Here is a 13,816-nt window from a genome sequence, read left to right on the forward strand (position 1 = left end):
TCGATTATTCTTTCATAAGTGCACGCTTTAATTAAGGATTGACTACGATCTCAGCAAATTGCATTCGATACTGATTAGAGTCGTTTGGATTCTGTCTTAGGCTAGTGCCGTTCACTCTAATGTATCTGGCATTTTGAGCGGCGAAGGTAAAGGTTTGCCCAGTACCCGAAGGTAATGCATAACCCGTATTTGTTATAACTGTATTCCAGGTCGAATTATTCGTCGAGACATCGATCGTGAAGTTGATCGGGAATCCATATCCGGTATTTACACCATCATTTCTCGGATATAGAACGACCTTTGAGAAAGATTGGGATGTACCTAAATCAACAGTAACCCACTCCGTATGATTGGTAGTCAAGCTATTTGCGCTAGACCATCCCATGGATCCCCCAATCGAGGATGTCGTCCCATCGGTTGCTTTGGCAACTCCCCAGTCCGTATTGTCTACCGTGCTGCTCGCCGTAACGGTTTTATTAATTGCCAGATTCGGTGTCGCTGTTGTAATAATCTTAAATTTGTCCAACTGCATGTAGCTTCCGCTCGTTTTTACACCTTTAATGGTATGACTTCCTGAAGTTAGACCATAAATACCGTATAACACTTGTTGTGGCAAGTATCCGGTAGCATTTACTGCACTAACCGTCTGTTTGAATACGTTATCGATATAAATATCTATATTGCCGTAGTTAGAATCCTTAGAGCTAATATATTCGATGCCGGTACCAGTAAAGGTGTATTGAAAATAATTGTTATTGGTAGTCGTATAATGCACATCGTTCAGATAATCTCCGACGTTACGGTTGCTGCTTAAGCCCCAAGATCCGTTGTAAGTAATGCTGGAGGCTGTGTCATTAAGATAAGAAAAGCCATCGTAGCCGCTAACGACAAGCTTTATTACAGTATCGAGGCTATCCCATGAATCAGAGGAGCCTAATGTTAGCGTCACGCCGCTAGAATTTTGAGAAAGAGAAACCGAATGCCCATTCTTCAAAATTGTCGCGGAGCTAAATAATTTACCGTCAGCAGGTACAGGCAAAGTTAATACTTTTGTGCCAGAGGGAGGATTTAAGACATGGATATATTCAACCGTATCGTCGGTTGATTTAGTGGCGACGATGCCATTGGCAAGACCGTTGAGCGTAACTCCGCTTGCTCTTGGATAGGATGTGCTTGGGAAAACATTTTTCAAGGAAGTCCCAACGGCATTTACATAAGTACCTAGCGTCGTCAGAGCCGATTTAATGCCGTCTTCCCATAAAGCGCCGGAGCCGGCATAAGTACCTGCATCCCAAAGCATACCGCCGCCGTTTCGATTTACGCCGGCCTCCAACACAGTGAATCGGAACATTTCTTCCGGACTATTCCGGAGAACATTCGTACCTTGGGGAACGGAAGCCCACCAAGCCCATTTCGGAGAAACGTTCTGGGTCGTCATTACCGTTGCAGTCATATTGTTAGTCGCTGGCCAAGTGTTCACGCTGGTGGGTTGATTATAATATTCCCTAGCCATATAATCGGCCGCTCCGCCGCTAAGGGAAACGGCAGCGTCTCCAGTGCCGCCACTTCCAATAATAATTCGGTTAGGGTTACCGGCAAGCATGCTAGTCCGTAATCTGGCTTTGTCAATCATGTTCTGATAGTAGCTCTCATACATCATATCGACAAAATATCCGTCAATTGCGGTTCCATAGCGATTACCCAATTCCGTGACGATGTCGTTAACGAAATTATTCCAGGTAAGATATCCTCCCGCAGAATTGTTCCATCCGGTTGCCGTTTGGTCCGCAGCTGTAAAATCATGACCATCCGTAACGTGAATATAAAGCACTAATTTAATACCATAAGGTTGCAACGCATTTATCAAGTCTTGAATGACATCGTGGTTTGAGGAATGACCGGGACGCCATTGATTCATTTTGGTGCTTGGATACAATGTGTTCATCGCATAGTGCCAGACTGTGAATGCCACGTAATCGACACCGAACGAATGAGCATCCGCAGCATATTGCGTGGCATTGAAATTATTCCCAAGCTCATTAATGTCGAGAGGTACGGTACCATTTGGATAAATCGTTTGAGTAAAAGTAGAAGAGCCGTATGTGAAATGATTGAAGAGACCGTAATGCGACTTTAAATACCAATTGTTGGGGTCGGGAGCAGCTTCAGATTGAGATACGCTCAAATTAAAACCAAGCAATAGGAAAGCGATAATCATAAAACAACGGCTAACTTTACGTGAACTTCTTAGAATCATAAATCTCACTTCCTCTTATATTATTTGCAAGCGCTTGCATGATCTGAATGTATCATGAAAAAGTACAAGCGAAAAAGATAGTAAAACTACAATATGTTCTGCTATACTTCGATAAATTGGAAAAGGCGGAGGACGCATAGATGAGAAGACTTAGACCGTTGCAGATTTTTCGCGATTTCTCCATTAGCCAAAAGCTTTTTGTTTACCTCGTAATTTTTATAGTCGTTCCATTGGTCATTGCAGCCGTTATTATTAATTCTAAAGCAACGAATGTCATTACGAATAAAACACATGAAAATGCCTTTCAAACGCTGAAACAGACCCGATTCAGCTTGGGAAATTTAATTCGGGAAACCGAATACTTGTCCCTGTTCATGTTGTCAAATGACAATATTCAAATAATGATAAAGGATTACTTGAATAAGTCCTATTTGGACTATGATCGGATGAAAAGCGCGCTGTTAAGGGATTGGGGAGGAAACACATTTCAATCCATCATGGACTCCAAGCCGTTCATAGATTCGATCTGTTTGAGCAATAACGGAGAAATAATATTTCAATTCGGTAATTTGGTTCAAACGGAGAATACACAATTTAATCAAATGTCCTCCCAGTTAAAGGGGAAGATTTTGTGGACACCTGTATATGAAATGAAAAATATTAAAGGCTCGAAGCAAGTCATTTCACTCATCCGAGCAGTTAACAATCTCGATAATTCCAAAGAGATCGCAATTGAGAGAATTAGCATCGATGAGGGAAAATTATCTAGTTATTATTCAAGTGCGGATTCATGGAAGGGTAGTCAAATCTATTTGATAGACCGGGAAGGTAATGTGCTGTCATCCATTGATAAAAGTATGCTCGGAGAAAAACTCGGCGATAAGGCTTATATTCAACGAGCTTTAGCAGAGTCGGAAGGAAGCTTTACTACCAGAATCGGTAAAAAAAGCTATGCTGTTTTGCATTACAATGTCGATGAAACTGATTGGAAAATGATTCAGCTTATTCCCGAGAGTGAATTGAAGAACCAGATCTATGTCATTAACATGTTTATTTTCATTTGTATTGCCATCTGTCTAATATTTGGAATTATTTTCTCTATTATTCAGAACAGAAGCATTATCCGACCGTTAAAGCAGCTTGCAAAAGAGATGGGCAAAGTAAAAAATGGCGTTTTTGATGTGCAGTTAAGAATTCATTCTCAGGATGAAATCGGCCGGGTCAGCAACATCTTTATCAATATGATCAAGCAGATCAAAGAACTCATTGATACCGTGTATAAGGGTCAAATAAAAGAAAAGGAAGCCGAATTAAAGGCTTTGCAAGCTCAAATCAATCCTCACTTTTTGTATAACACACTCGATTCTATTCGTTGGCTCGCCGTAAAGAATAAAGATTACGATGTGAGCGATCAGATTGAGGCGCTATCCGATCTATTCCGTCATGTCTTGAACAAGGGACACGAGATCACGACGATTCAAGAAGAGATTGAGCATTTGCATAACTACATGTTAATTCAGCAAAACCGGTTTGGCGAAAAAGTGATGTTTGTCGCTAATGTCGACCCTGCCACGCTTTCCATGATGACACTAAAATTAATATTGCAGCCTTTGATAGAGAATGCGATTTTCCACGGACTGGAACGGAAGATTGACAAAGGTACGATTACTTTGACGATCTATTCCGAAGAAAACAAGCTCAACTGTATTGTTGAAGACGATGGTGTAGGCATGGATGTCGAGCAAATCAATCAAATGTTAGCGAACAAAGAGGATTCTCATAAAGTGTTTGCTCTTAAGAATATCCACGAACGGATTCAGCTTAGATATGGCGAGGAGTACGGTCTGCATATTGAAAGCAAGCTAAATGTGGGCTCGAAGATACAAATAGTTATGCCGATCATCACCAGAGGTGAATCCTAATGAAGCTACTAATTGTTGATGATGAAATTCAGATCAGACAAGGAATCAAAGAAGGCATTGATTGGAAATCGTATGGCTTTGATGAGGTTTTTGATGCCGAGAATGGGGTCGTAGCTTTGGATATTTTTCGTTCATTTCAACCTGAAATAATCATTACAGATATTCGTATGCCCGGAATGGACGGTCTCGAGTTGAGCAAAAGAATAAGAGAATTATCCAAAACATGCAAAATCATTATCTTAAGTGGTTATTCTGATTTCGAATATGCCAAGACAGCCTTGCGGATCGGCGTCAATGAATACGAGCTTAAGCCTGTCAAAATAAAAAGCTTGATTCAAATGGTTGCTCAGCTAAAGGCAAAAGTGGAAAAAGAAGCCGCCAATGAGCAATTAAATCGTATCGCGAGAGAACAGCAAATGGTCGATAGCATTCTTCAAGGCGAGATATCCAATTCACGTGAAATCAAAAGAATTTTCAGGGAATATTATCAAGTACATTTCGACAAGAGCTTAATTTGCATAGTCGCCGACGTTGATCGAATCAAGACGGAAACCCAACCTTCATCGGATAATGAGGGGTTTTATTCGGCATTTTCGCAACAGCTTGAACAGATGTCGCAAGCCCTTGAAGGGATTCTAATCGAGAAATCATCTCAGCTTATTTACATATTGGTTTCTCAACATAAGCGTTCGGACCTAAACGATAAAATACAGAGTTATTTTAAGAAAATAAATCGAAGTCTCCATGAAATTTATCAAAAATCCATCTCGATGGGTGTCAGCACTATTGGCGATTTGGAGAATATACCGAATGTGATCGAAGAAGCGAATAAAGCACTCGAGAAAAAGTTTATTTATGGCAGGGCTAGCTTAATCTTTTACAAGGATATACAAGCCGTTCATGAGAGCCAACATCCTTATGTCGTGAAAGAAAACGAACTTAAGGAATACATTATGCAATCTAATGCTGAAAGTGCAAAACAGCTCATCAATGATGAGTTTGACCATATCTCGCAATCCAGTTTGCTTACCGTGTTCCGTGTTAAAATCATTTGTTTGGAACTTATCCATATCCTGTTGAGATCCTTGAACGAGCAACGATTAGAGATTGAACTATGGAAAGAGGAAGAGGAATTAAACCATTTGGAATGGATGGAAGATTGCTTCAATTGGGTCATTCGTATTTATGAGCGCGTGTTCTATGATCTGTCAAAATCCAACACAAGTAGGCATAATCCGAATATATCCAAAGCAATAAAATTTACCCGAAAACACTTCCAGGAAGAACTATCCATCGAAGTATTAGCTAACTATGTAGGCTTTACCCCGAATTATTTCAGCCATCTTTTCAAAAAGGAAACGGGTATCGCATTTAATGAGTTCCTCAATAAAACGAGAATTGACGAAGCCAAACGACTACTCAAACAATCCAATCTCGTCGTTTATGAAATATCTGAAAAAATCGGTTTTCAAAATTATAAATACTTTATTCAAGTTTTCAAGAAACTGGAAGGATACTCGCCGACGAAGTATCGCAAAAACCTCTAATTCCACTTTTCGTTGATTGAAACATCGTAGAATTTTAAGAAAACCTTGTAGTTTTTACGCCTATACAGGTGTTTCTTGTCAGGGCTAAGATGAAAGCGTAAACAATAAACAATAGAGAGGGACAAAAAAATGATCAAGAAAAAAGGGTTTAAGGCAGCTTCACTATTGATGCTTTGCGGTCTGATGATAGCGCTTTCGGCATGTGGATCAACCAAAAAAAATAATGTAGACAAAGCTTCAACATCACCTTCAGTTGCTGCATCTGAAACTCCCGCACCATCCGAGTCTGCACCAGTAAAAATAATCAATGTCGAGTTTTATGGGAAGATCGTAGAATTCAGCTCAACGGATGCAATGATGGCAGAAGTGAAGGACGAGTTGAAGGATAAGTACAAAATCAATGACATTCAAGTGGATTGGGGCAATTTAGAGAAGGTCGTTAAAACGGGAATAGCTTCCGGTACACCTGCCGATGTATACCAATTCTGGCCACAAGCCATGAAGACATTCGTTGACAACGGGCAAGCATTGGATCTTACTCCTTACTTGGAAGCCGACGGCGGCAAATGGAAAGATTCGTTTAATCAAACGCTGCTCGATATCGGGAAATATGACGGCAAATATTACAACGTTCCGCTAGCCTCTAACTTCTCGCTGATGATCGTGAACAAGGATCTCTTTGAAAAAGCCGGTCTTACTGTATCCGATACTTGGTCTTGGGATCAGTTCATGGCAGCGAATCAAGCCTTGAAAGACAAAGCAGGCACTCCGTTCGGATTTGCATCGCATGGTAATCCGGATTGGCTATTCCGTAATGGGATTATGAGCCTAGCCAAAGATCAAAACAAGTTAGAAGATTTGGCAGCAGGTAAGATAGCAGGAAACGATCCAATCTACGGAACGACATTGGATAATATTAAGAAATTGTACGATTCGCAGCTATGGTACCCAGGAAAAGGCGCTCTTACAGCGACAATGGATGAGAACAAATCAGCCTTCCTCCAAGGAAAAGTAGGCATTATCGGTTGGGTAGCCTCGGATACTGCCGCATTCTTGAAGTCCGCTCAAGAAAAAGGAATCAATGCAGTGGTTGTCGGTTGGCCGACTATGGGTAGCAGCGATGTCATATTGGGCGGAGCAGACGGGTTGTTTATTCCGGCTAACGCGCCTCATCCAGAAGCTGCGGTAGAAGTTCTTAAAACTTACCTTGGTGACAAAGTACAGGCGATCAACGCCGCAGCGGGTTACCCGACTGGCAACAAGAACGCGGTAATTGAAGATCCAAATATCAAAAAAGTAGTCGGTTTGGCTGCAGCGATCTTCCCGCATGAGCTTGAGCAATTATCGCCTAAATTAACGGATTACGTTGAAAAACAAATTCTAGCCAATTATGTATTAGGTGGATCGAGTTTGAAAGATGTTGCTTCTGACTTAGACAAACTCATTAAAGAAGCAACTGCTGCAAAATAAGTTCAATAATCAATAATAGATGGATTCGTCCTATGAATGGGTATGAGGAAACCGCTCATACCCATTCATAATATATAGAGAGTGGAGGAATGAAATTGAAGGCAGGTTCAAAGAGTAAACTCAATCGGACAACGACAATAACGGGCATTGCATTCCTCATTCCTGCAGTTGTGATGATTACATTCGCAATATTCATTCCAACGATATGGAATTTCATATTATCTTTTCAGCATTGGGATGGTGGCTCCAATCGGAGCTGGGTAGGTTTGGATAATTACAAAGAAGTTTTCGCGGATAAGACTGCAATTATCAGTATTAAACATTCCGTATATCTTTCAGTTACTTCTACGTTCGTGGCTGTCATTGTCGGAGTTGTGTTAGCGGTTCTGATCTATCGACTGGGCAGAAAAGAAGGAATGGTTTACCGACTCATTCTATTTATACCTTCCATGATGCCTCTAGCCATAATCGGAGTGCTATTTACTTTCATTTATAATCCGGAAATGGGGCTGCTGAATCAATTCCTCAAATTAATCGGAGCAGACTCTTTGGCAACTGCCTGGCTTGAGGATAAAAACACCGTATTAAACGCCGTAGTATTCGTTGGAATATGGAGAATAGCCGGATTAGCCATGATGCTTTGTTTTGCGGCAATGCAAGGTATTCCAATTTCCTTGCTAGAGTCGAGCAGATTAGACGGTGCGGGGTACTTCAAGCAGATCACCCAAATCATCATTCCATTGATTAAACCAATCGTCCTATTATCGTTTATATTCACGCTGGTCATGCAATTCAAAACCTATGATTTAGTATTTGTTCTAACGAAGGGCGGACCGGGGAATTTCTCGAAAACAGTACCGCTTCATATGATCGATACCGCATTTTCATTCGGTGAGTACGGTCAATCGGCTGCCATGGGTTTTCTATTCGCGATTATCGTGACCTTTTTTATTCTTCTGACCAACAGACTGCTTCGAGGTGAAAGTTATGAGTACTAGTCGTAATCGCAATACGAGCAGAGGAATTAACTTGAGCCGTATAATAACGCTGGCATTTGTATTAACGACGGTCTATCCTATTTTATTTGTATTGCTGACGTCCTTGAAATCGACGGATGAGTTTTATACGAATGTTTGGTCTTATCCTCATCATTTTCAATGGAACAATTATTCCAAGGCATTGTTCGATGCGCACATTGGCGTCTATTTCACGACAAGTTTAATCATTGTTGGAATAAGCGTTATTTGTATCTTAATCTTGGGAGCATTGGCTGGGTACGCTTTAGCTCGATTACACGTGCCCTATCGTAATCTGATTTTGTTTTTGCTGCTATCAACGACCTTTCTGCCATCTGAAACAGTCATTATGCCGCTCTATATTATGATGAGCCGAATGAAACTAGTCGGTACTTATCTTTCTCTAATAATTCCATACATCGGATGGGCGTTGCCCATTACAATTGTAATTATTCAGCGTTTTTTCGTTTCGCTTCCCAATGAACTAATTGAGTCAGCTCGGATGGATGGGTGTACCGAAACGCAAACGTTTAGGAAAGTGATGGCCCCCTTGATGCTTCCCGCATTAGCTACGTGCGCTATTTTTAGCTTTGTAAGTTTATGGGGGGAGCTACTATGGGCGTCCATTGCTTTGTCAATGTCCAAGGTAAGGACGATTCCATTCGGGATTCTTAATTTTCAGTCGCAATTTCAAACCGACTGGGGACCGATGGCTGCCGCTATTGCACTAATATTGATACCTCTTATGATCTTCTTCCTGTTTACTCAGAAGTATTTTGTTCAGGGACTCACAGGTGGTGCGGTAAAAGGATAAAGATAAGTATTAGATATTTACAATTACGGTTCTGTTAAATGCCGTCGCCATTCTTTGATTGGTGACGGCTTTATTTTAGATTCGTTTGAATTTATATTGTGTGGCAGTCATGCCATAGTATCTCTTGAACGCATTACTGAATTGTTCCTGCGAGGTATAGCCGATCTGAACAGCGATAGCATAAATGGATAACTCGGTCGATAACAGTAACCTTGATGCGGCACTCATCCTTACTTGAGCTTTCTTTTCACTAAAAGAAATTCCGTACTGCTTTCGGACGGCACGCTCCGTCTGTCTAGTGCTTAATCTCAAATTATCTGCAAGCTTTTTGAGTGTTATGGATGGGTATTGGTACAGGAAACAGTTCTCAATGGTAAGCAGTCTGCTGTCATCTAATGTCTTAAGCGGGACAGGATGTAGGGAGGAAGTATGTAGCGAATATTGTCTCACCAGTCGAATCACGATTATCTCCAAAATGTTTGTTACCGTGTGATGAAATCCGACAGATTGAATAGACAACTCCGATGCTAGCATTTCAAATAATGCCATCATATTTTCTCTATCCGTTCCGATCCAGAATGGTGTGCTCATTAAAAGCTCGGACATTAGCCTATCATTCGCTATGTGATTCCGGTTTATTGCAGGTGTTGAGTCCCCAGGAAGCACCTCGAAAAAGATACAGTATTCAGCCATTGGATCATTAAAATCCGGAATTTGCTCATGTATGATATCTGGGCCAGTCATAAATAGCGTTCCTGGCGTGATCGGGTAACTTTGATCTTGCGCAATCAGAGTTCCCTTTCCTTGTGGAATGTAGTGAAGCTCATAACTGCCTTGGCTGTGGCTATGTTCTGGCATTGAACTGAGAAAATAACCGAATTTAACATATAACACATTCAGTACAAAGTTACCAAACCGGAGTTTGATATCTATATTTTCGATATTAACAGGAGGTAGATTCATTTTTCTGTTCTCCTCTGTGAAAATGCGACATCTTACTAACGCGATTCGTCGTCATGAAGGGATAAATTATCCTCTGTGTATCGATATAATTATAGGTGAAAGGTTAAGGTAGCGGTAGATGTGCGGTCAGATTTATGAAGAGTGATCATTAAAGGAGGATGACAAAATGAAAATTGATCAATTTCATAGACGATTATATGAGAAGGGAAACTTCGCGAATTCCTACACGGAAGTGCCAACCTCTAATCCGGGATTTGAGTGGCGAGAGGGTATGATTAGCGGTAACGGGGAAAACGGTTATATTACTTCAGGCTCCCCATATAAGGACAGTTTTATATTTCAGAATATTTGGTTTAATTACCCTTCAAAGGAACCAAGAACAATTCCAGAGGAAATAACCGAGCAACTTGAGGATGCAAGACGAAACGTCTTTAACCTGAATGACCAATGGAAGATAACTCATTCAAACGGTGCAACCAGAATGAGAACATTCTATTATAGCTACCATCCTGGGCATCAACTTAGATTGAACGCAATGAAAATGGGGAGCATATCGGAATATGTAAGATGGACGAATCACGAATCAGCGGAGACCGGTGTACGATACACGGATGATTACGGACAATGGATACGAACCAGTTTTACTTCCAGAGAAGATAATGTTTCGATTACAAAGATCTCTCAATCCACCGAGGGTACGAAGATCAACATGATCCTCTCAATAGATGACATCTCGGGGATGTGCGGAGCACACAACGGTAACTCTGAGGTGATGGCGCTTCAATATAAAAAGCTAGTTGATAATGATGCAGAATATATCGCACAGGTCGTTCATTACCCTTCCTATCCGGGTAGCGAGTTGACTCAAGGAGGATATGCCGGCCTAACAAAGGTCATCGTGGTGAACGGTACCAAGAAAAAAGTTTTGCTAGCAAATTCATATGAACCGATGAATGTGGGGACAGAGCAGAATCCTGCAATTCAAGTGCTGAACGCAGATGCTGTCTATTTAGTCACGCAATGCAATAGAACATTTGATATGGGGGAAATAGAAGAGTTCTCGGATGTGGGACAATATGCAATCGTTGAACAACTGCTTCAAAACACTAAAGCTGTTGAAGCAAAATATAAAGATGGGAACGGCGAATTTAATTATGTCGCTTCTCTCGATTTCCACAAACAAAAACACTCAAGTGAATTCAATGCCGTGAAATTTCAGATCAAAGGTGCGGAAGATTTCAAATACATGGATAATCAAACGCTAATTAATGTTCAGAAATCAGCCTCAACGAAAGTCAATCATGCTTTTATGGAGCAAGTATATAATCAAGGCCGATATGCTATGATCTGCTGTAGCGGCTCAAGCGCACCTCGCCTTTATGGAATGTGGACCGGAGAATGGAATCCTGGCTGGCGAGGTATATACACCCTAGATGCGAACGTCAATTTACAGGTTGCCGCGATGAATACGGGGCATTTAACTCAGGCGCCTCTTGGGTATATCAACTTTTTCTTAAGAAACACGCCAGATTTTGAATACAATGCGCGATTGGCGTACGGGATGCATGATGCCTTACAGGTGTCTGTCAACTCGGATGGCGATCGCGGGATGCATGTGGAATATGATAACGATTATCCTTTTGAATATTGGAATGCAGGAGCGAGCTGGTGTCTACTGCCGATCTATGAATACTGGCAGTGTCAAGGCAATCAACAAATACAGATTCAAGAGGAGATGAAGATAGCTAATCTGAAGCCGATTCTGAGTGTAAATGATGGTGGCATGACAGATGAGGAATTCGCACAGCTCATTGGAAAAGGGTTTTTGGAGCTGGAAAAGGATGTCTTGCTACCCCTTCTTACGAAGCAGGCTAACTTTTGGGAACAAATATGCACCCCGGAGTACTACACGGATACAAATGGGAATGCTTGTCACGAAAGCGGTAAAACTGAGTTGTTACCAGGTGAGAAATACATGATTATCCCGACCTATTCTCCTGAGAATAGTCCGCTTGGATATAGCAGCACGATCACTGCGAATGCCACAATGGATATCGCAGCTGCTCGGGATGGTCTGTATATGGTCATTGCAATGGAAAAAGCAGTAAAACGATTCGGATATGAAGCTGCGATCGTCAAGTGGGAAGCATTGTTGAATCTGCTACCTGATTATAAATTTGATACAGATGGCGCTTTACGTGAATGGGCGATGAATGAATATATGGAAAATAATAATCATCGTCACTTAAGTCATCTATATGTAGCCTGGCCAGCATACGAAACACAGAATAATCCGGAGTTGTTCGAGGCAACAAGGATTGCGATAGAGAATAGAGAGAGATACAATACCGAGGATGCTACAGCAGGGCATGGTTGGATGCACAAAGCTCTTGTCAATGCAAGGTTGAAAGACGGTGACGGTGTTCTCAGTGCGTTACTACCCATGATGACAAATGCTGGATACTATGCATCCTTAATGACAGACCATGATACGAACAGAAGATGCCACACCTACTGTACGGATACATCCTTTGGAACTGTTGCAGCCATAAATGAAGCTTTAATATTCTCGAATACCGGTGAAATTGAGTTTCTTCCAGCTCTGCCTACTGAATGGAAATCGGGATACATAAACGGACTAATGGCAAGAACGCGTGTAAAGGTGAAGGAGCTAACCTGGGATCTAACTAATGGAACCGTATGTGTAATACTGAATTCAAGTACGAATGACAATACAATTAAATTAAGATTGGGAACTCCATGGATTCAGGTTACGGTCAATGGCAGTGAAACCAAGGTGCTTCAAGATGAGATAGGCTCACATATTCAATTGACGTTGCATGAGGGTATAGATGTTTCTATGGTATTTGATTTGTTTGATTTAGTGTAGTATCCGTGAATAGCTTTATTTTTCAAGATACCTATTTCCGTTATATAATTACAACTTTTAGCTATTTTTTTCTAAAAAGCAAAAAGTAAAATAGAATTAAGCGAACATGCGTATATGAAGGCTTGGATCGCTGTAGGAGCTTTTGCCATGGGGTATCGGCTTAGATTAGTCGATGTATATAAGGCAGCGAAAGCAAGTATCGCGCAAAAATCTAAGGGGGTTACGACAATGTTGATAGGTATTCCCAAAATTCTCTCTCCCGAATTAGTCAAAGTGTTAATGGAAATGGGGCATGGCGACGAAATCGTGCTAGCGGACGGTAACTTTCCCGCCGTTAGTCATGGCGAACGGGTCATCAGATGCGATGGACATGGCTTACCCGAGCTGCTCGAGGCTGTTTTAACCGTATTCCCGCTTGATCCTTACGTAGTGAAGCCTGTCGCGCTCATGCAGGTTGTTCCAGGTGATACCGTCGAGACGCCAATCTGGGATGTGTACGGAACAATTGTAGCTAAACGGTCGCACTTGAACGATGCCTTTGAAGAAGTCGAACGATTTGCGTTCTACGAGCGCGCCAAGCGCGCATACGCAATTGTGGCGACTGGCGAAGGCGCGTTGTATGCCAATCTGATATTGAAAAAAGGTGTTATAAAGCAATAACAAATCATTTAAGTTAATGAAATGCTCTGTCCAAACTAGGATGGGGCATTTCGTAATTAATAAGGAACTAACACGATGTTTAAATATGCTTGATAATCACTATGTAACATTCCCAACCCGCTATCGAATTGACCGTTTGTCAGAACTAGGTCCGGTTATCTAGATTTTTACGCTTTCTAGGGACTTTAATTTACTTCAATAATTGAATAATTTTGTACAGTAAGTAGAGTTGTTAGCGCTTACTTTGAGCAGTACTATTAGAGATGAAATCAAAGAT

Annotated in this window: 9 protein-coding genes; 7 read left to right on the top strand and 2 right to left on the bottom strand. The window is 41.3% G+C overall.

Annotation, left to right across the window (positions count from 1 at the left end; genetic code table 11):
• Positions 1–31: 31 nt before the first annotated feature.
• Positions 32–2,257 carry a discoidin domain-containing protein gene (locus tag D7Z26_RS06540; RefSeq protein ID WP_120975253.1) on the bottom strand — a complete coding sequence of 742 codons (2,226 nt, stop codon included), beginning with the start codon at positions 2,255–2,257 and terminating at the stop codon, positions 32–34.
• Positions 2,258–2,397: 140 nt separating this feature from the next.
• On the opposite strand from D7Z26_RS06540, the gene D7Z26_RS06545 reads away from it, so the two are divergent.
• The 5 genes from D7Z26_RS06545 to D7Z26_RS06565 all read left to right on the top strand — a co-directional run bounded on the left by D7Z26_RS06545 (position 2,398) and on the right by D7Z26_RS06565 (position 9,026).
• Positions 2,398–4,179: a sensor histidine kinase gene (locus tag D7Z26_RS06545; RefSeq protein WP_120975254.1), complete on the top strand. Its 1,782-nt coding sequence runs from the start codon at positions 2,398–2,400 to the stop codon at positions 4,177–4,179.
• Complete coding sequence (locus D7Z26_RS06550) at positions 4,179–5,726, top strand: response regulator transcription factor (RefSeq protein ID WP_120975255.1); 1,548 nt, start codon at positions 4,179–4,181, stop codon at positions 5,724–5,726. The genes D7Z26_RS06545 and D7Z26_RS06550 overlap by 1 nt, the downstream gene beginning before the upstream one ends.
• Positions 5,727–5,855: 129 nt before the next feature.
• Entirely contained in the window at positions 5,856–7,196 is a 1,341-nt protein-coding gene (locus tag D7Z26_RS06555; protein ID WP_120975256.1) for an ABC transporter substrate-binding protein, read from the top strand.
• A gap of 95 nt (positions 7,197–7,291) precedes the next feature.
• Positions 7,292–8,194, top strand: coding sequence for a carbohydrate ABC transporter permease (locus D7Z26_RS06560; protein ID WP_158602226.1), 903 nt, complete (start codon positions 7,292–7,294; stop codon positions 8,192–8,194).
• 31 nt (positions 8,195–8,225) lie between these two features.
• The gene (locus tag D7Z26_RS06565; RefSeq protein WP_158602227.1) at positions 8,226–9,026 is read left to right on the top strand and encodes a carbohydrate ABC transporter permease; all 801 of its coding nucleotides are present in this window, start codon (positions 8,226–8,228) and stop codon (positions 9,024–9,026) included.
• Between the two features lie 75 nt (positions 9,027–9,101).
• On the opposite strand, the gene D7Z26_RS06570 is transcribed toward D7Z26_RS06565, so the two are convergent.
• A complete protein-coding gene (locus D7Z26_RS06570; protein ID WP_120975259.1) occupies positions 9,102–9,989 on the bottom strand; it encodes a helix-turn-helix transcriptional regulator in 888 nt (295 codons plus the stop codon).
• Positions 9,990–10,155: 166 nt separating this feature from the next.
• Between D7Z26_RS06570 and D7Z26_RS06575 the strand changes: the two genes are divergently transcribed.
• Positions 10,156–12,879, top strand: a complete 2,724-nt coding sequence (locus tag D7Z26_RS06575) for a glycosyl hydrolase family 95 catalytic domain-containing protein (RefSeq protein ID WP_120975260.1) — start codon at positions 10,156–10,158, stop codon at positions 12,877–12,879.
• A gap of 228 nt (positions 12,880–13,107) precedes the next feature.
• Complete coding sequence (locus D7Z26_RS06580; RefSeq protein ID WP_120975294.1) at positions 13,108–13,539, top strand: RbsD/FucU family protein; 432 nt, start codon at positions 13,108–13,110, stop codon at positions 13,537–13,539.
• The last annotated feature ends 277 nt before the right edge of the window (positions 13,540–13,816 follow it).

The sequence above is a fragment of the Cohnella endophytica genome, assembly GCF_003628305.1.
Classification (GTDB): Bacteria; Bacillota; Bacilli; order Paenibacillales; family Paenibacillaceae; genus Cohnella; species Cohnella endophytica.